The sequence below is a fragment of the Zhouia spongiae genome (genome assembly GCF_022760175.1).
Lineage (GTDB): Bacteria > Bacteroidota > Bacteroidia > Flavobacteriales > Flavobacteriaceae > Zhouia > Zhouia spongiae.
In genome coordinates this window covers 815,947-836,191 of the sequence record NZ_CP094326.1, presented here as the reverse complement: position 1 = coordinate 836,191, position 20,245 = coordinate 815,947, and the positions used below count along the sequence as shown (strand labels likewise).

The following is a 20,245-nucleotide window of genomic DNA, read 5'->3' as shown; positions in this document are numbered from 1 at the left end:
GACCCCGATTATTAGTTTAATGAAACCCCTACCTCCGGTAAAGGCGGGTGCAAATATACGTTATTTTCTGATTTTAACCATGATAGTGTATGTAATTTACCTGATAACGCATATTTAATTTCCCGAATATGACCGGAGTTAGTTTGCTGTGATTTAGGTTATTGATGTCCAACATGACATCCGCAACCAGGAATGGTAAAGCTTTTTGCTTCTTCATGCCAGGGAAAAGATGCATTATATTTATTGTTTTCCCAGTAGAACTTTCCTCTTTCTTTATTGTGATTTCCCGTTTCATTCATGGTTTTGGTATCATAGAGTCTTCCATTCACCATTGTGTACTCCACAGATTCAGAATTTCTGATGTTTTCCAACGGGTTCTCGGTCAGTACAATCAAATCGGCCAGTTTTCCCGCTTTAAGTGAGCCGATGTATTTGCCTGCTCCGATATAGTTAGCCGGATTAATGGTGGCGGTTTTCAAGGCTTCCAGATTGCTCATTCCGCCTTGCTGAATATTCCATAATTCCCAATGTGCACCTAATCCCTGGAGTTGTCCATGAGCACCAAGGTTTACTTTTACACCATTTTCAGCCAAAGTGTTGACAGCCTTTGAGGTTAAAATATGGCCGTTTTCGTATTCTTCGTCAGGGATCATCATACGATGTCTTGATCTTGAATCAATAATACCTCTGGGGGTAAAACTCAGTAATTTGTTATTTTCCCAGACATTGGTTTTCTGATACCAGTAAAACTCTCCGTTCACTCCTCCGTAGTTCACAATCAGGGTAGGGGTATATCCAACCTTGCTATTGCTCCACAATTCAATGATGTCTTTATAAACCGGAGCAACCGGAATATTATGTTCAACCCCTGTATGACCATCCATGATCATTGTCATGTTGTGAAAGAAAGTAGAGCCCCCTTCAGGAACTACATTGATTCCGTATTCTTTTGCAGCTTGCATGATTTGTTGCCGTTGATCGCGGCGTGGTTGGTTGTAGCTTTTAACAGACTGAGCTCCGAAAGCTTTTGTGCGCCTGATGGCAGAACGTGCGTCTTCCAGATTGTTGATTACTGCTTTGAAGTCGCCATCAGCACCATACAAAATGAATCCTGTTGAAAATATCCGAGGCCCGGCCATCTCTCCGCTTCTTACAAGTTCTGCTAAGGAGAAAATGGCTTCTGTATTAGCGGAAGGATCGTGAGAAGTGGTAACTCCAAAGGCAAGATTGGCATAAAACTGCCAATGTTTTTGGGTGTTTAAACCATTTCTGAAACCACCGACATGCGCATGCGCGTCAACGATCCCCGGCATGATGGTCTTTCCGGTAGCATCATAAACCTTGGCATCAGAAGGTACTTTGATGTCGCTTGAAGGTCCAACAGCTTCAATTTTATTATTATGAATTACAATAGTTCCGTTTTCAATAATCTGATCGCCTTCCATGGTAATAATACGGGCATTTGTAAATGCAATTTTACCTTTGGGTTTATCGACAGCTACTTTTAAGTTTATCGGCGTGCCTTTTGTTGTGATTTCAGGAATTTCTTTTGGCGAACCATCAAGAAACGTAAATCGTTCGGCCACTTCATTGGTAAAGTACTCCTCTCCTAAAGTCCAGTAAATGATTTTACTGTCGGGAGACCAATGCAGGTTAACTCCGGCGTCTTTTGAGATTTGAGAAACAGGGATGTTTTTTGAATTGTTGTCGATGTCAATTGTTTGTCCGTTTATGACCAATGGTGCCAGGTATGCTTTGTGCAAATGGGTAAATGCAATCCATTTGTTGTCCGGACTTGGTACTAACCGGTTTGCGTATTTAGATGTTAAATGTGTTCTTTCGTCCTTTCCGTTCAGGTCGACACTCTTTAATGATTTGGTGAGGTTGCCAAAGTATTCACCACCCGTCTGATAAAAAATTCGTTGATTGTCACTTGCGAAGGCAGGATATGCGCCTTCTGATACAAGATGTTTCGGATCACCTCCATTGGCAGAAATCGTGTAAATTCCGGATTTCAGGGTATAGGTATATCCCATGTCGCTGTTGCCGTTCTCTTTTTGGAAGACAATGGTCTTTCCGTCATTGGAAAAAGAGGGGGTTCTATAGATACCTTTTTGCGAGGTTAATTTTACCGGATTACCAACTTTTGAAGTGTTTGTTTTGTATATCGCTCCAAGGTTTTCATCGTTCCAGGTTACGTAAACAATTTCATTTCCGTCTGGAGAAAATGACGGTTCAAATTCAAAATCCGTATCATTGGTTGTTAATCTTTGTGGTTTTCCGTTTGGTAGCTTTTTGCTCCAGATGTGCCCTACGGCGCTAAATACCAGAGTCTTCCCATCTGGCGATGTTTTAGCGTCTTTGATTACTCTGACTGTGAAATCTTTATCCGGGATTGAATTGTTAAAATGAACTGTTTCTGCAATTTTAATATCAGCATTTACAGTAAAAGGTATTTCCGTCACTTCAGTAGATTTGATGTTTACCTTATGAAGTTTTCCTTTTGCCCAAAAAACAATTTCTTCATTATCAGGCATCCAGCTAATATTCGGATAAACGCCAAAAATAGCCCATGCCGTCTGCTGGTCCTTACTAAGATTATCATACACAGGCCATTCCTCTCTGGTTTCCAAATCGTGTATATAAAGAACCGATTTTGTTCTTACACGTTTTATGAAGGCTAGTTTTTTTCCATCTCTGGAAATGGCAGGCCTGGCGGCTCCACCCGGTCCTCCGGTGACGGTTTTAATTTCACCTGTTTCCAAATCGTAACGTTTAATTACATAAATCTGTTTATTGGGATCTCTGTTGTATTCGAAAGCACCTCCCGGGGCCATGTCTTCTGAAAAATACAGGTATCTGCCATCCGGAGAAACAGAAGGTTCGTTTACATCCTGCTGGTCGTTCTTCCTTTTGGTAAGTTGAAATCCACTGCCCCCTGTTATGTGGTATTGCCACATTTCGCCGGCTCCTAAAGAACGTCCGGAAGTAAAATGTTTTCTGGCAACAAGGTAGTTTCCGTCAGGAGTCCAAACGGCATTATTTAACAATCTGAAGCTTTCTTTGGTGATTTGCCTGGCATTTTTTCCATCTGTATCCATGATCCAGATATTATCGCCTCCGCCGGCATCGCTGGTAAAGGAAATCTGTTTGCCATCCGGAGAAAACCGGGGCTGTACTTCATAAGCTAAACCGGTTCTTAATGCCTTCGCCTTTCCCCCGGAGACCGGTATGAGGTAAATGTCACCTAACATATCGAAGACAATTGACTTTCCATCCGGACTTACATCTAAATTCATCCAGGTACCTTCGTTTGTGGTAAATGTATGTTCTTTAAGTTTCCAGTCTGAAGGCTTATTCACATCCCATTTTTCATTGTTCTGTGCGAAAAATGTAAGGGGGATGATCAATAGGCTAAGAATTACAGCTTTATTGCAATAGTGAATCATAATAATGAGGAATAAATTTTAACGGCTAAAATACCCAATATTTTTGGTTGACATTAATTAAGAGCGTGTTAAAAAAGGAATCCATATTTTGAAGTGGCAAACAGGGACTCTATCTTTGTTCAAAATTTTTATACGTGAGTAAAAGTATCATCTCGCAAACCTTTCGTCGGTCTTTGCAGCAGCAAAAACTAGGGAAGGCTATTGCCGTTTCGGAAAGCAAGACCCATTTAAAGGGACTGGTCGGGTCGTCGTTATCTTTTGTAATTGCCAATGCTTTTGAAGAGGCAGATAAACCCTTCCTTTTAATTTTTAATGATAAAGAAGAGGCGGCTTATTACCTGAATGACCTGGAACAACTTATCGGGGAAAAACATGTGCTTTTTTATCCGGGAAGTTATCGCAGGCCTTATCAGATAGAAGAAACCGATAATGCAAATGTATTGCTCAGGGCCGAGGTGTTGAACCGAATTAACTCACGTAAAAAACCGGCAGTTATTGTCACCTACCCCGACGCATTGTTTGAAAAGGTGGTAACCAAGAAAGAGCTGGATAAAAACACCCTCAAGGTGCAGGTAGGAGACCGTCTGTCTCTCGATTTTGTCAACGAAGTCCTTTTTGAATATAAGTTTAAAAGAGTCGATTTTGTTACCGAACCCGGCGAGTTTTCTGTCCGTGGAGGGATTGTTGATGTATTTTCATTTTCACATGATGAACCATACAGGATCGAATTTTTCGGAGATGAGGTAGATAGTGTCAGGACTTTTGATGTAGAAACCCAATTATCTACTGACAGGTTAAAGAAAATCTCTATCATGCCAAATGTAGAGAATAAGATGCTTGAAGAGAACAGGGAGAGTTTCTTAAAATATATTTCGGGCAAAACAGTGGTGTTTGTTAAGGATATAGACCTGTTGTCAGCAAGGCTTGATAGTTTTTTTGACAGGGCTGTACAAGCCTTTGGCCAGCTTTCTGATGAGGTCAAGCGTACCACACCGGGCGAATTGTTCTGTTCTTCCGAAACTGTAAAGAGAGATCTTTTTAGTTTTTCAGTGGTTGAATTGAGTAATCAGCCGCTATTGAAGGCCGATTATTTTGTAGAGTTTAAAACGGCTCCCCAGCCATCTTTCAACAAGCAATTCGATTTATTGATTGAGAACCTGAATCAAAACCATGAAAAGGGGTATACCAATTATATCTTTTGTGTAAGCGAACAGCAAGCCAAACGTTTTCACGATATTTTTGAAGATATAGAAGGGGAAGTGCATTATAAAACAGTGGTGTTTTCAATGTTTCAGGGTTTTGCAGATGAAGGAAATAAAATAGCATGTTACACCGACCACCAGATTTTTGAACGGTATCATAAATTTCACCTAAAAAACGGATATGCGAAAAAGCAGGCTATTACATTAAAAGAGCTGACAAACCTCGAAGTAGGTGATTATGTAACCCATATAGATCATGGGATTGGGAAGTTTGCAGGTTTGCAAAAGATCGATGTAGAAGGTAAAATGCAGGAGGCTATTAAGCTTATTTACGGCGATAGGGATATTCTGTATGTGAGTATCCATTCACTGCATAAAATCTCAAAATACAACGGGAAAGACGGAAAACCTCCCAAAGTATATAAATTAGGGTCTAATGCCTGGAAAAGTTTAAAGCAAAAAACGAAGAAAAGGGTTAAGGAAATAGCTTTTAACCTGATTAAGCTTTATGCGAAGCGTCGTACCGAAAAGGGGTATCAATATGGCCCGGATACATATATGCAAAATGAGTTAGAGGCTTCCTTCTTGTATGAAGATACCCCGGACCAAAGTAAAGCTACCGAAGATGTAAAGGCCGATATGGAAAGTGTACAGCCGATGGATCGTCTGGTTTGTGGCGATGTAGGTTTTGGTAAAACGGAAGTGGCGATTCGTGCTGCTTTTAAAGCGGTAGATAACGGGAAGCAAGTGGCAATTCTGGTGCCGACTACCATCCTGGCGTTTCAGCACTATAAAACTTTTACAGAACGCTTAAAAGGATTTCCTGTGGCAATCGATTACCTGAACAGGTTCAGGACTGCCAAGGAAAAAAGGGAGGTGCTGGAACAGCTGGAGGAAGGAAAGATAGATATTGTTATCGGAACACATCAGCTAACCAATGCGAAGGTGAAGTTTAAAAATCTTGGGTTGTTGATCGTTGATGAGGAGCAGAAATTCGGGGTGGCTGTAAAAGACAAGCTGAAAACGTTAAAGGAAAATGTAGACGTTCTGACGCTTACTGCAACACCGATTCCAAGAACTCTTCAGTTTAGCCTGATGGCTGCACGCGACCTTTCGGTAATTAATACACCTCCGCCAAATAGATATCCGATAGAAAGTCAGGTTATCCGGTTTTCTGAAGAAGTGATCAGAGATGCGGTTTCATATGAGATCCAGCGTGGCGGGCAGGTGTTTTTTATCCATAACCGGATAGAAAACATCAAGGAAGTAGCCGGAATGATTCAGCGATTGGTCCCTGATGCCAAAGTTGGAATAGGACACGGTCAGATGGAAGGAAAAAAGCTGGAGCAATTAATGCTGTCGTTTATGAATGGCGAATTTGATGTGTTGGTATCCACGACGATTATAGAAAGTGGTCTCGATGTACCTAATGCCAATACCATTTTTATCAATAATGCCAATAATTTCGGGTTGTCAGATCTGCATCAGATGCGAGGAAGGGTCGGTCGTAGTAATAAGAAAGCATTTTGTTATTTTATTACGCCTCCGTATTCTGCGATGACGGATGATGCCCGTAAACGAATTCAGGCCTTAGAACAATTTACTGAATTGGGTAGCGGGTTTAATATAGCCATGAAAGATCTTGAAATTAGAGGAGCAGGTGATCTTTTAGGTGGCGAACAAAGCGGTTTTATTACTGAGATAGGATTCGACACGTATCAGAAAATATTGAATGAAGCTATTGAGGAACTTAAAGAAAATGAGTTTAAAGAGTTGTATCCTGAAGACAAAGAGGATAAGGAATATGTGAAAGAAATACAGATTGATACGGATTTTGAACTACTCTTCCCTGATGATTATATCAACAGTATCACGGAGCGATTGCATCTTTACAATGAATTGAGTAATATTGATACTGAAGAGAAACTTAATGTATATCAAAGCAGGCTGGAAGACAGGTTTGGTCCACTGCCGGAAGAAGCTGTCGACTTACTGAACAGTGTCCGTATTAAATGGCTGGCAAGTAAGATGGGACTTGAAAGAGTTGTGATGAAGCAAGGTAAAATGATCGGATATTTTATTTCAGACCAGCAAAGTGCGTTTTATCAAAGTAAGGCTTTCCGACACGTGCTTCAGTTTGTGCAGTTACATCCCGGGTTATGTAAAATGAAAGAGAAGGAAACCCGTAAAGGATTGCGTCTGTTGCTAACGTTTGATCATGTAAAATCTGTTGACAAAGCTTTATCCATGTTAAGCAAATTTATGGCGCAGAAAGAAGTTGTCTAACTGTCTTCTGAATTAAGGTAACCATTAGTCGTCAGATCCGAGGTATTGTTGATGTCGATTTTTTTGCCCTCACGCAACAGGAAGTTTCGATCTGTAATTTCAAGGACGTCCCTGTAATAATGATCGGTTACGATGATTCCTTTTTTTGATTTTAGTTCCAGAAATAATTCTTTGATGAGTTCTTTAAACAAGGGTTCTACCATTGAAAAAGGTTCGTCGAGAAGTAAAAAAGGATGCCCCAGGTGGGCTATGAGTAACGTTTCCAAATATCTAAGTTCGCCCATAGACAGTTGCCCCGTTTTCTTGTTTTCAAAAGAGGAAACCCTTGGGGCGTAGAATATTTTATCTTGTTTATCACCTTTATAAAACAGAGGAATTGCATGGCGGACTTTTAGTTCTTTTGGTAAAAAGGAACCTTGTGGTAAATAGCTGATTAATTTTGATGGGATGATATTTTTTGGCGAAATACTTTTGCCGTCAATGCTTATATTAATACTGTTAGCATTTAAAGTACCGTAGATGGTTTTTAACAGTGTTGATTTTCCGCTGCCGTTTTTGCCAAAAACACCTAAAATTTCAGCTGTTTTGCATGTGAATGAAATGTCGGATATAATGGGTTTTTGTCCAAAGGACTTTGTTAGACCAGAAACTTCGAGTAGCATTAAAATCCGGTTATTAGTATTAGTGGAACAGCAATAAGACAGTTAATGAACCATGTGTTTTTAATAAGCCTTAGTTTTGTATAACCCAGATTGTGATACATGTAATATTCTTGTTGTTTGAAATACCGGAAGCCAAATATTCCTATGAGAATGCCTATCGAGCAAAATGATATCAACCCCCAGAAAAGTCCCGAAATAAAACTGAAAATTATAGAAAACACGGCGTTGAAAACGGTAACATCGATGTAGTATTTCCAAAAGGCCCTGCTTCCCATGTCTTTCGATTTTTATAGCATTTTCAAATCCTTTATAACTTTAAATGCCTTGTCTACCTGGTCTTCTCCGACAATGATGGTGAATTCATTCGTGGTGGAAATCACTTCGTGTAACACAATGCCTTCCCATGCCAGTCTTTGAAAGATAAAATAGTAGATACCCGGGATAACGACATTTTCTTCCGGAAGCTTGACGCTAATCGAAGAAAGGTTCTCAACCTTTTGCGTGGTTTTCTCTTCTTTAAATATTGCCTCTACTAATGTGTCCATGCTGTTGCTTACCACAATATTGGTTTCATTGACCCCTCTTGACGAAGTATAAAAGACATCCTGGTTATTGTTGATTTCCTGCATCAGTTTAGCCTGTTTGTTCAGGATAGAGTCTGAAACCAAGAAGGTGTAATCGATTAAAGAAGATCTGACAGTAATCTCCCCGATGTTTTTCAAGACTTTTAGAATGCGATGTGTAGCCCGAAATTCAAGGTCGGCAGATAGTCTTTTAAGAGCCATGACGATAGCGCCGTTTCTGACATCCTTGCCCAGTTGATTTTCAATCTCTGGTCTTATTTCTCTTGACAGGGAGGTTAGATTTATAATCCCCTGGGCTAAAGCACTTTGTAAAAAGGGCTTAGCTTTGATATATTCCTCTACTACCGATGAAATTGTCTTCATTTACACACTTTGTTATAAATTGATTAATGGTGTGATAAAATTAAAATTTTATGATATTAAAACAAAAAAATAAACGATTTGTTTTAAATAAAACAATTTTAAAAGTGGTAGAAAGCATCTTCAAAGTGTTGTATAGAAAGGGATTGGCGGTTTTTCAGGATGCTTATGATGTCGAATCGGACCTCAGTATCTAAATCGTTTTCGTTGATGTAATTATTGATGGCTTTCACCAATAATTTTATCTTTTTCTGCGTAATTGCGTCTTCAGGATTCTGAAAAACGTCAGTTGATCTTGTTTTTACTTCAATCACGCAAAGCATATTTTGATATTTGGCAATGATATCAATTTCGGCTTTTTGAAATCTGTAATTCCTTTCGAGAATCTGATACCCTTTTTTTACAAGGTAATCGGAGGCGAGTTGTTCTCCTTTTTCTCCAAAGTCGTTGTGCGTTGCCATTACAAGAATTCGAGTTTAGAGATGGTCTTATTAACAGTAAGGTTTACACGTTGCCCCATGATAAGGGTATTGTTATCGTCAATGTGTCCGGCAGGGAAGTCAAAAACAATCGGAAAGTTATATTCGGAGGTGACATCGATTATGATCTCTTTTACCGTTTTCCCGTATGGCACCGTATTGTCCTTTATATCTGTAAAAGACCCTACCACTAATCCTGACAGGTTATCAAAATATCCATTTCGTTTTATGTTCATAAACATACGGTCAATATGGTAGAGGTATTCATCCAGGTCTTCAAGAAACAAGATCTTTCCGTCTGTGTCAATTGAAGACCCTGAACCGAGAAGGCTGTACAGGATGCTGAGGTTTCCACCGACGAGCCTGCCGTTTCCCTGACCCGATCTGTTCTCTTTTGATGATCTTATTTCATATTGCAGTTTATCTCCGTTAAGGGCTGTTTTAAGTGAATGTAGTGCTTCAATAGTGTTCTTCTTCACATTTATCGGCATGGTGGCATGAATGCTTGTCAGTCCTAAAGTATGAAGGTGGGAATGCAGAACGGTAACATCTGAATACCCGATAATTGGCTTTGGATTTTTTATAAAGCCTGTGAAGTCTAATTTGTCGATTATTCGTACGGTACCATACCCTCCTCTGGCGCACCAGATAGCATCTATGTCGGGATTGTCCATCGCATATTGAAATTCAGCAGCTCTTTCGTCGTCGGTGCCTGCAAATTGGCGGTCCTCAAGTCCGATAGTTTTACTGATCTTATAGTCAAACCCCCATTTCATCAGAAGCATTGTTGCGGCTTCAATATCAGTAAAATCGATTTTTCTTGCTGTAGATGTAATCCAAATGTTTTTTTTCACCGTATCTAATTTTAGATTCAAATTACAAGTTAATAACACGTTTTGATTTAGCAAACCCTGCCTGTTTACGGGCAGGGTTATTTTTTATACTTCTCAAACCATGCAAGGGTATGGGCTATTTTGGTTATTAAATTACTTGGTTTTCCGGCAATGTTATGGCTTGCACCGGGAATTTCAACCAAAACTGTTTCTTTTTTTCTGAGTTTTAATGCGTGATAATATTGCTTGGCTTCACTGGGAGGTGTTCGTAAATCGTTCATCCCTACCATTACCATCGTTGGTGTTTCTACATTAGCAACAAGCGAGAGGGGCGAGAATTTCCAGTAGCCTTCAACATTTTCCCAGGGTTGTCCCGGATATCTGTAATCTGCATAACCATAATAGTTGTCAGCGACTAGTGTTTTGCTGATCCAGTTGATAACCGGTTTAGCGACGACGGCAGCGTTAAACCTGTTGTTTTTGCCTATAATCCAGGCAGTCATAATACCCCCTGCACTACCTCCGGTGACAAACATATTGTCAGCATCTGCCAATCCTTTATTGATCAGGTAATCTACACCGTCCATTACATCATTGTAATCTTCACCGGGATAATTGTTGTACAAGAGATTGGCAAATTCTTCTCCGTAGCTGGTGCTGCCTCTGGGGTTAGGATAGAATACCAGATATCCCTCAGCCGCATATAGTTGCATTTCAGTCGAAAAGCGATCGCCATAATTCAATATGGGTCCGCCGTGATTTTCGACTAATAAAGGATATTTTTTTCCTTTTTTATAATTCGGAGGGTATACAACCCACCCCTGAAGATTTCTGTTATCGACTGATGATGAGTACCACACCTCCTCAACTTTACCAAGGTTCCTGTATGGCAAAATGTCGCTGTTAAGAGCGGTTATTACCTTGTCGGAGCTGCCATCAATTACAGCGATCTCTGCCGGATGGTATGGAGTGGTTTTTGTGTATGATATGATTCCTTTATCAGAAACAGTATAAGAGCCACTTGCATAGGGTCTTCCCACGGTAGTACCTCCCAGATTATCGGCAATTTTTTTTATAGAGCCACGAAGTGATACATACCCTATTTTAGAGTTTCCTTTATCGTCATACGTAAAATAAATTCCCTTGCTTTTTGAATCCCATTCCAGGTCAGAAACACTTCTGTCCAGTTCGGTAGTGATCTCTTTCATGTCAGAACCGTCCGTGTTCATAATGTGAAGTGTCCTGTTTTGGTAAGCCTGGACTTTTCCATTGTTACTTATAAAAGCAATGTGTTTGCCATTTGGCGAAGCGATGGGGTTGTAGTCAGGCCCCTGACGAGAAGTTAAGGCTGCTATTTCTGAGGTTTCAGTATGAACACTATATACCTCGCTGTTTGTATAATTATATTCCCAGTCCTCATTTCTGTTTCCCGAAAAATAAATGAGTTTCCCGTCCGGCGACCAGGATAAATTTCCACTGTGGTTATAATTGCCCGAAGTAAGCTGTCTAGGTGAGCCTCCTTCAGAAGGGATTATAAAAATATGATTGTATCCGGGTTCGATATAGCCTCTTCCGTCGGCCTCATGCTTAAGCCTGTCGGTTATTCTGGGAGCATCAGCCCATTTGGCTCCTTTGGGTTTTTTTGGCATTTTGGCAATAACGGGAGCTTTTTCCGCAATATTCATAGAAAAAGCAATGTATTTGCCGTCCGGCGACCAGCTTAAGGACGAAGGGCTTTTCTCTAGTTGGGAAAGTTTGGCATACTGTCCTGTTTTAACCCAGTAAACATAAATTTCTGCACCTTCATCCGTGCTGCTTATAAAAGCAATTTTATCGCCTTCGGGTGACCATCGCGGTGAAGACTCTGAAACTTCACGGGAGGTTAGTTTTGAGTTTGAAGAACCATCGGCGTTGATAATCCAGAGGTTTCCGGAATTCCGGTCGTTCATAATGTCAAAACCGACACGGCGGTAAACTACTTTTTTTCCGTCTGGGGCTATTTGAGGGTCAGAAGCATATTCTATTTCATATACATCTAAATAAGAAAATGGCTTTTTTTCTGTTTGTCCGATTAATGATTGAAGTGTACAGAAAAGAACAAGTATACTGGTAAGCGTTCGCATTTGATGTGTTTTAGGTATTAAACTTAGCGAATAATACCTAACCAATCAAAAAATTTTGAATTTAAGAAACGGATGCTGTTTAGCCCAGAGCAACGTCTAACGTCATCATGACCAAAAAACCACCTATAAAACCTAACGTGGCTACATCTGTGTATTTATCCTGTTGTGTTTCCGGAATAACCTCTTCTACAACTACGTATATCATGGCACCTGCTGCAAAAGCCAGGGCGTAAGGCAGGGCAGGAGTGAAGAAAGTAACGGCAACAGCTCCTATTACCCCAGCTATGGGTTCTACGATTGCAGATAGCTGACCGTACCAGAAACTCTTTCTTCTGCTAAGGCCTTGTCTTCTCAGGGGCATTGAAACGGCAATTCCTTCAGGGAAATTTTGAATGCCGATCCCCATGGCCAGTACGACTGCCCCGGCAATTGATGCTTCGGGGATTCCGGCTGCGACCCCCCCAAACAAGACACCTACTGCCAGTCCTTCCGGGATGTTATGCAATGTGATGGCCAGAACTAATAAGGTTGTTCGATGCCATCCGGTATCTAACCCTTCTTTTTGACTGGGTTTGAAATTAATATGTAAATGAGGGAGAAACTTGTCTAGAACAAATAAGAACAATGCGCCCAGTGCAAATCCAATTACTGACGGCAATACTTTAGTGAATCCCTCGCCATGGCTCATTTCTATGGCCGGAGCCAACAGGCTCCAGAAACTGGCGGCTACCATTACCCCTCCTGTAAAACCAAGCATACCATCAAGAACACCTCTTTTCATGGTTTTGAAGAAGAAAACGAAGGAAGCTCCTAATGCGGTTAAAAACCAAGTAAATGAAGTCGCTAAAAGTGCGCCCCAAACCGGATCGATGGACTCAAAGAATGAGATGATTTCTTTAAACATTGTTATTTATTTTTTTTAATGTAAATATTGTTTGCCGTTAAAGCAGATATGTTTATTTCCTCCTGGTCTACACGGATTCTCATAGAATTATCAAAGGTTTCCCTGTCCATGATTTTGATGGAGGCACCGAGGGAAAGCCGAAGTTTGTCAAGGTATTGCAGAAATTCTGAAGAAGAGTTTTCCACTCCGACGAAAACACCGGATTCATTGGCCTTACAAGAAGCAAGTAATACTTTGTCAAGTTTTTGAATGTTCCCGTTTTTATCGGGAATCGGATCGCCGTGGGGGTCAACCTTTGGGTATTCTAAGAATGAATCCAGCTCTTCTACCAGTTTTTCAGATTTGATGTGCTCGAGTTGTTCGGCAACCTCATGAACTTCATCCCACGAAAAGCGAAGCTTGTCTACCAGAAACACTTCCCACAGGCGATGCTTGCGGATCACTTTGGCAGCATGAAGCTTCCCTGCTGCTGTAAGTTCGACACCTTTGTATTTTATATATGTAACTAAATTTTTTTCTGAAAGCTTTTTAACCATATCCGTTACAGACGATGCTTTCGTTTCCAATTGATCTGCGATGGAGTTCGTAGAAACAACACCAACCCCATTATTCGATAAATGGAAAATGGCTTTCAGGTAATTCTCTTCAGAACGGGTCATGTTATTTTTTAAGTTTAGGCAAAAATACATTTTTATTTGTAAAAACAAATTTTTAGATTTGCCTAAAAATAATTTTAAACAAATAAAAATAAATTCAAATGTTATCTAGGTTTTTGTTTTGTGTATTAATATCAGTGTGTTGTTGTGGGTTGCAGGCTCAGAATAAAGGAAGGGTAAAAGGGATGGTGGTTTATGAGGGGCAACCGGTAGAATTTGTGAACGTGTATTTGCCGGACGATAATGTAGGGGCAGTTACTGACAATTCGGGAGCTTTTGATCTTTTAGTTAATGAAGGGGAATATACGCTGGTAGTTTCCAGCATTGGTTTTAGGACCATAGAACGAACAATAAAAATTGAACCAAATAAGGTTTTGGATCTAAACTTTACACTGAAAGAAGATGCTTTGGGCTTAGATCAAATTGTAGTTACAGGTACAAGAACTGCAAAAAGAAGAACAGATGCAGCGGTAATTGTAAACTTAATCGGTAGCGAAACCCTTAATAATGTACAGGCATGTAATTTATCGGAAGGATTGCGTTTCCAACCCGGATTAAGGGTGGAAACAGATTGTCAGACCTGTAATTATACTCAATTACGGATGAATGGACTTGCCGGGGGGTATTCACAAATCCTTATTAATGGCCGGCCGATTTTTAGTCCGCTAACCGGTTTGTACGGATTAGAACAAATACCAGCCAATATGATTGAGCGTATTGAGGTGGTTAGAGGTGGTGGTTCTGCGTTATATGGTTCCAGTGCCATAGGAGGAACAGTAAATGTAATTACAAAGATTCCAAAAAATGATGCTTATGATATAGGGTATACTTATCAGAACATAAAAGGAAATGCCGACGATCATATACTAAGTGGTAATGCTACAGTTGTTAATGAGAATAGAAATGCGGGGGCAACTTTTTTTGTAAATAAAAGAGACAGGGACACATATGACCATAATGGCGATAACTTTTCTGAATTGCCTGAATTAAAGAATAACTCTTTCGGAGCTAATTTCTTCTATATGCCCGGTGAAGATCAGAAGATTGAAATGAGTTTAAGCAGTATTAACGAATATCGGTATGGGGGTGAGATGGTAGATAAGCCTGCGCATCTGGCACAACAATCGGAAGAACGGACACATAATGTCCTGATAGGTAGTGTAGACTATCAGATTAATTTTAATGAAGATAAAAATTCCTTGATCGCCTATTTTGGAACACAACGTACAGACCGCGATCATTATACAGGTATTATGCCGGATCAGGACCCGGAATTATCTGAATTTATAGCCAACCCGCCTTATGGCACATCGGTTGTTTCTACATACCAGGGAGGACTTCAGTTCAATCAGAAGCTAGAGAAGTTTCTTGAAGGATCTTCCGTGCTGACCATAGGTTCGGAATATGTGTATGACGATGTGTTAGACATCATAGATGCGTACAATTATAAGATCGATCAGACAACTAAGAATTTTGGAGCATTTGTACAAAACGACTGGGATATTACTCCTTCCCTGAACTTTTTAACAGGAGTACGTGCAGATAAGCATAATTTTGTAGATGAGGTGATTCTCAGTCCGAGAGTTTCATTAATGTATAAATGGAAAGAAACACAGTTTAGGGCCAGTTGGGGTACCGGTTTCAGGGCTCCACAGGCTTTTGATACCGATCTGCATATCGCTTTTGCAGGAGGAGGGGTCTCAAGGGTTTCTTTATCAGAGGATTTAAAGCAAGAGCGTTCCAATAGTTTTAGCGCTTCTGTAAATTACGATAAAGCAACAGAACATTATATTGCCGGTTTTACCTTAGAAGGTTTTTATACGAAACTGGACGATGCGTTTTATCTGTTCCCTTTGGGTGAAGATGAATTCGGAGAGCGTTTTGAAAAGAGAAACGGTAGCGGAGCAACGGTTAAAGGTATTACTGTTGAAGCAAGGGCAAACTATGACGGGATCCTCCAGTTTGAATCAGGATTTACGCTACAGTCGAGCCTGTTTGACGATGCGGTAGCGAACATTGAAGGTCTGGAAGCGAAAAGAGAATTTTTACGCACACCTGATAATTATGGGTATGCAACCCTAACCTATACGCCGAACAAAAAGCTGAACATCAGTGCTAATCTGGTGTATACCGGGGCTATGGATATTGCTCATTTTGCCGGTGCTCCGGAACAAACCCGGGATGAATACATCAGCTCGCCTTCATTTACGGAATTAAGCCTTAAGGCAGGTTACACATTCCAGATAGAAAAACTAAATACAGGAATAGAGGTGTTCGGAGGGGTTAAGAACATTACCGATTCTTATCAAAGCGATTTTGATACCGGTAAAAACAGGGATAGCAATTATGTTTACGGTCCCGGTTTGCCAAGGACGATATTTGCCGGTTTAAAGATTAAATCGTTATAAAGGAAAGGAAGTCTTAAACGGTTCTTCCCATTAGCTGTTCCCCGAACTCCCGGAGGACAGCTTTTTTATGATCCGGGATTTCAAGCTTGCTTAAAACGGCAAAAGCTTTATCCGTGTATGTTTCAATAGCCTTTTGGGTAATAGCTGCGGCACCGCTTTGACGCATTAATTTCTTAACCTCCAGAATCTTCTCTGCCGGTGAATCGGGGGTTGTATTGTAAAGCGATTTTAACCTTGCAGTATGCTCATTATCCAGCCCTTCCAGGGCTTTCAGGTAGAGGTATGTCTTCTTGTTTTCAATGATGTCTCCCCCGACCTGCTTTCCAAATGTCTCCGGGTCTCCGAAAGCATCTAAAAAGTCATCTTTTAGTTGAAAAGCAATACCCAGGTTTAGTCCGAAATCATATATGGCCTGCGCCTGTTCTTCAGATGTTTCAGCAACGATAGCTCCCATTTTCATTGCAGCGCCCACTAAAACAGCTGTTTTATAAGTGATCATCTTTAAGTATTCCTGCTCAGTTACATCATTCCGTGTTTCAAAATCAATGTCGTATTGTTGGCCTTCGCAGACTTCAATAGCTGTTTTGCTAAAGAGCCTGGCCAGTTTCTGAAAAATTTCAGGGCGGTAATTCTCAAAGAAACGATAAGCGACAATAAGCATGACATCACCTGACAGGATACCGGTATTCAAATTCCATTTTTCGTGAACAGTTGCCTTTCCCCTCCGTAAAGGAGCAGCATCCATAATATCGTCATGAACCAGTGAAAAGTTATGGAAAATCTCAATAGCAAGGGCAGCATCCAGTGCTTTGGAATGGTCTTCCCCGAAAATTTCTGCAGACATCAGAGTAAGTACCGGTCTTAACCGTTTACCGCCAAGGTTTAGGATATAAACCATGGGATTATATAGGTTTTCAGGTTCTTTTACAGCAACTTGTTTATTCAAAAAAGATAAAAAAGCCTCCCGGTATGTATCTATTGACAACATGCAAAATAAAATTTTCGGCTAAAATAATATATATAAAGGCACTCTCTATGGTAAATTGAATGTTAAATAATTTTAAAACTAAGGAAACTTTTTTTGTTTATAAAGTTTCCTTGCCTAAATTTGCTCCGATTATGAAGGACAAGATTATAGAAAAGGCTTCCGATATGTTTTTAACCATTGGGTTTAAAAGTATAACGATGGATGATATTGCGAATGAAATGGGGATATCAAAAAAGACGATCTATCAGCATTTTAGAAATAAAACGGAGTTGGTGGAGTCTTGTACCATGCACAGATGCGATTATGTAACCAATGGGATAAATTGTATCAGGGGACAAAGAAATAATCCCATAGAAGAATTGTATGAAATTAAAGGTTTCGTGCTCTCAAACCTGAAAGATGAAAAGTCTTCTCCTTACTACCAGTTACAAAAATATTACCCTAAAGTACATAAAGCACTAAGGAGCAAGATTTACGATCAGATGGACGCATGTATCCTGGAAAACCTTAAGCGAGGTGTAGACGAAGGTATTTTCAGGAAGGAGATAGATGTCGATATAATTTCCAAGTTTTATTTCTATGGGATGATGGAGCTGAAAAACGGAGATGTTTTTTCACCTCATGTTTATAGCATGCCTTATTTAATGGAAGTTTTTCTCGATTATTATGTACGGGGCATTGCAACTGAAAAAGGAATATTAATACTCAATCAAATAATTAACTCAAACAATGATAAAAAATAAACTAACCTATTTCTTTTTATTGATCGGAGCTGTTGTGTCTGCGCAGCAGCAATCCTATTCTTTAGAAGAGGCCATTAACTTTGCAATAGAAAATAACCGGGCCTCTGTCAATGCTGCCAGGGACATCGATGCAGCCAAAAAGCAAAAATGGGAGACTACCGCCATTGGTTTGCCGCAAATCAATGCAACAGTAGATTATCAAAATTTTTTAAAGCAGCAGGTTTCTTTGGTTCCTGCTGAATTTTTTGGAGGAGATTCCGGCGAATTTGCTGAGGTGGTCTTTGGAACAAAACAAAATGTAAATGCTACGGCAACCCTGTCACAATTGATTTTTGACGGTTCATATCTGGTAGGGCTCCAGTCGGCAAAAGTATTTTTAGAGATATCCAGGAATGCCAAAGTGAAAACTGACCTGGCAGTCAGGACAAATGTTATCAATGCCTATGGTAATGTTTTGGTGTCGGAAGAAAGTATAAAGATATTGGAAGACAATAAAGCTACTCTGGAGAAGAACCTTTTTGAAACTCAGAAAACATTTGAGAACGGGCTGGCGGAAGAGGAGAGTGTAGAGCAGTTGCAGATTACACTGACTGAAGTGGAGAACGCATTAAATAACAGCCTCAGGTTAAGAGAAATCGCATATAAGCTATTGAACCTGTCATTAGGAATTGATGTCAACCAAAGTATAACCTTGACAGACAGGTTAGAGGATCTGGCATTAATCAATCTATCGCTGGAAGCTCCGGACGATGCGCCATTCTCTATGGAAGAGAATATAGATTATAAAATAGCTGCGAACGACGAACGGTCAAAAGAGTTGCTGCTGAAATTGGAGAAATCGAAAGCGCTGCCTTCCTTGACAGGGTTTTTAAATGGAGGGTACCAGGCCTATAGTGATGAGTTTTCTTTTTTTGATAATGATCAGGAATGGTTCGGGAGCTCCTTATTAGGAGTGAGCCTTAATATTCCGATATTCAGTTCGCTGCAACGTACTGCCAGAACACAAAGGGCCAAAATTGAATATGAAAAGGCTAAAACCGATCTTACGGAAACGGAACAACGGATTAAACTTGAGTTAGCCAATGCAAAAAGCAACTATGAGTTTTCGGTGGAGAAGTATAATATTTCTAAAAAGAACCTTGATCTGGCCGAGCGTATAGAGAAAAAGAATCAGGTGAAATTTACGGAAGGGATAGCGTCCAGTTTCGAACTGAGACAAGCCCAGGTACAACTGTATTCTTCTCAACAAGATTATTTACAGGCCATGTTTGATATTATAAGCAGTAAAGTAGAATTGGACAATATACTTTATTCTGGAGAACTGGTGCCGGTCGAAGAAGAATAACTACCTAATCAACATATTTATACAATAAACAACTCAAATTAAACAATCAATGAAAAAAATATATTCAATAGTAATCGTTACATTTTTATTGGCCTCTTGTGGTGGAGGGAATAAAAAGTCGACAGAAGATGTTATCGCAGGAGGTGATTTAAATGCGATTAAACAAAAACGTTCGGAAGTTGTAGCAGAATACGATGTATTGGCTTCTGAGTTAAGAAATCTCGATGCGGCAATATCAAAACTAGATACGACATCTAAAATATCTTTGGTAACGGCCCTTAAAGCAAAAGACAGTATTTTTCATCATTATGTAGAGTTGCAGGGAAGTGTTAATACCAAGCAGAATATTATCATTAATGCGGAGTATCCCGGAACTTTACTCAATGTATTGGTAAAAGAAGGGCAGGCAGTTAGGAAAGGTCAGGTTTTGGCCAAGATCGATGACGGCGGGTTGGCTTCACAATTAGCGCAGTTAAAAGTGCAGGCTGATTTGGCAGCAACAACTTACGAACGTCAAAAACGTTTGTGGGATCAGAAGATAGGTTCGGAAATTCAATATCTTCAGGCTAAAACGCAATATGAATCTACTAAAAATGCAGTCGCACAAATGCAGAGTCAGTTGTCTAAGACAAGAGTGGTAGCACCGTTTTCGGGGATCATAGATGAGGTGATAACCGATGAAGGCTCCGTGGTAAATGCCGGGGTTCCGATCATTAGGATAGTCAATCTGGGAAATATGTATATAGAAACTGAAGTTCCTGAAAAGTATCTGCCTTATATAAAAGAAAATACAAGCGTTAAAGTAATTTTCCCTGTTTTAGGAAATGAAATCGTCGAAACCAAGGTCCGCCAGGTCAGCAATTATATTAATCCGACAAACAGATCTTTTAAAATAGAAGTATCTGTGCCTAATCATAAAGGACTTGTAAAACCTAATCTTACGGCTAAAGTTCAGATCAACGATTATACAAGTGAAAAAGCAATTTTAATTCCTCAAAGCATTATTTCTGAAAACGCAGAAGGAGATCAATATGTATATACTGTTGGCGAAATAAACGGAGACAGTGTAGCTACAGCCCATAAGGCAATTATCAAAACCGGTAAAACACAAGGCGATTATGTAGAAGTCCTCGAAGGGCTTGCCAACGGAGATATGGTAATAGAAGAAGGAGCACGCAGAGTGCAGGAAGGACAGAAAGTTAAAATCTTAGATAAAGAGTAAA

Annotated in this window: 14 protein-coding genes; 5 read left to right on the top strand and 9 right to left on the bottom strand. The window is 40.0% G+C overall.

The features are described from left to right. Positions 1-158 precede the first annotated feature (158 nt). The gene (locus MQE36_RS03660) at positions 159-3,449 is read right to left on the bottom strand and encodes an amidohydrolase family protein (RefSeq protein ID WP_242937818.1); all 3,291 of its coding nucleotides are present in this window, start codon (positions 3,447-3,449) and stop codon (positions 159-161) included. Positions 3,450-3,583: 134 nt separating this feature from the next. Between MQE36_RS03660 and mfd the strand changes: the two genes are divergently transcribed. Beyond that, positions 3,584-6,937, top strand: a complete 3,354-nt coding sequence (mfd, locus tag MQE36_RS03655) for a transcription-repair coupling factor (protein ID WP_242937817.1) — start codon at positions 3,584-3,586, stop codon at positions 6,935-6,937. On the opposite strand, the gene MQE36_RS03650 is transcribed toward mfd, so the two are convergent. The 7 genes from MQE36_RS03650 to MQE36_RS03620 all read right to left on the bottom strand — a co-directional run bounded on the left by MQE36_RS03650 (position 6,934) and on the right by MQE36_RS03620 (position 13,541). Then, complete coding sequence (locus MQE36_RS03650; protein ID WP_242937816.1) at positions 6,934-7,599, bottom strand: ATP-binding cassette domain-containing protein; 666 nt, start codon at positions 7,597-7,599, stop codon at positions 6,934-6,936. The genes mfd and MQE36_RS03650 overlap by 4 nt on opposite strands. 287 nt (positions 7,600-7,886) lie before the next feature. Beyond that, positions 7,887-8,546 carry an aspartate kinase gene (locus MQE36_RS03645; protein ID WP_242937815.1) on the bottom strand — a complete coding sequence of 220 codons (660 nt, stop codon included), beginning with the start codon at positions 8,544-8,546 and terminating at the stop codon, positions 7,887-7,889. Positions 8,547-8,644: 98 nt separating this feature from the next. Next, on the bottom strand, positions 8,645-9,004 hold the full coding sequence (locus MQE36_RS03640; protein ID WP_242937814.1) for a YraN family protein: 360 nt from the start codon (positions 9,002-9,004) through the stop codon (positions 8,645-8,647). Further along, positions 9,004-9,876, bottom strand: coding sequence for a S66 peptidase family protein (locus MQE36_RS03635; RefSeq protein ID WP_242937813.1), 873 nt, complete (start codon positions 9,874-9,876; stop codon positions 9,004-9,006). The genes MQE36_RS03640 and MQE36_RS03635 overlap by 1 nt, the downstream gene beginning before the upstream one ends. 77 nt (positions 9,877-9,953) lie before the next feature. Beyond that, positions 9,954-11,978, bottom strand: a complete 2,025-nt coding sequence (locus MQE36_RS03630) for an alpha/beta hydrolase family protein (RefSeq protein WP_242937812.1) — start codon at positions 11,976-11,978, stop codon at positions 9,954-9,956. Positions 11,979-12,057: 79 nt separating this feature from the next. Further along, positions 12,058-12,882, bottom strand: coding sequence for a ZIP family metal transporter (locus tag MQE36_RS03625; protein ID WP_242937811.1), 825 nt, complete (start codon positions 12,880-12,882; stop codon positions 12,058-12,060). Between the two features lie 2 nt (positions 12,883-12,884). Next, positions 12,885-13,541 carry a metal-dependent transcriptional regulator gene (locus MQE36_RS03620; RefSeq protein WP_242937810.1) on the bottom strand — a complete coding sequence of 219 codons (657 nt, stop codon included), beginning with the start codon at positions 13,539-13,541 and terminating at the stop codon, positions 12,885-12,887. 98 nt (positions 13,542-13,639) lie between these two features. Here MQE36_RS03620 and MQE36_RS03615 point away from each other — a divergent pair, with 98 nt between their 5' ends. After that, on the top strand, positions 13,640-15,946 hold the full coding sequence (locus MQE36_RS03615; protein WP_242937809.1) for a TonB-dependent receptor: 2,307 nt from the start codon (positions 13,640-13,642) through the stop codon (positions 15,944-15,946). A gap of 13 nt (positions 15,947-15,959) precedes the next feature. Here MQE36_RS03615 and MQE36_RS03610 read toward each other — a convergent pair whose 3' ends face one another. Beyond that, entirely contained in the window at positions 15,960-16,934 is a 975-nt protein-coding gene (locus MQE36_RS03610) for a polyprenyl synthetase family protein (protein WP_242937808.1), read from the bottom strand. Between the two features lie 131 nt (positions 16,935-17,065). Between MQE36_RS03610 and MQE36_RS03605 the strand changes: the two genes are divergently transcribed. The 3 genes from MQE36_RS03605 to MQE36_RS03595 are packed head-to-tail and all read left to right on the top strand — an operon-like array spanning position 17,066 to position 20,244. Then, positions 17,066-17,677, top strand: coding sequence for a TetR/AcrR family transcriptional regulator (locus MQE36_RS03605; protein ID WP_242937807.1), 612 nt, complete (start codon positions 17,066-17,068; stop codon positions 17,675-17,677). After that, the gene (locus MQE36_RS03600; protein WP_242937806.1) at positions 17,664-19,022 is read left to right on the top strand and encodes a TolC family protein; all 1,359 of its coding nucleotides are present in this window, start codon (positions 17,664-17,666) and stop codon (positions 19,020-19,022) included. The genes MQE36_RS03605 and MQE36_RS03600 overlap by 14 nt, the downstream gene beginning before the upstream one ends. 49 nt (positions 19,023-19,071) lie before the next feature. Further along, complete coding sequence (locus MQE36_RS03595) at positions 19,072-20,244, top strand: efflux RND transporter periplasmic adaptor subunit (RefSeq protein ID WP_242937805.1); 1,173 nt, start codon at positions 19,072-19,074, stop codon at positions 20,242-20,244. Position 20,245: the final 1 nt, after the last annotated feature.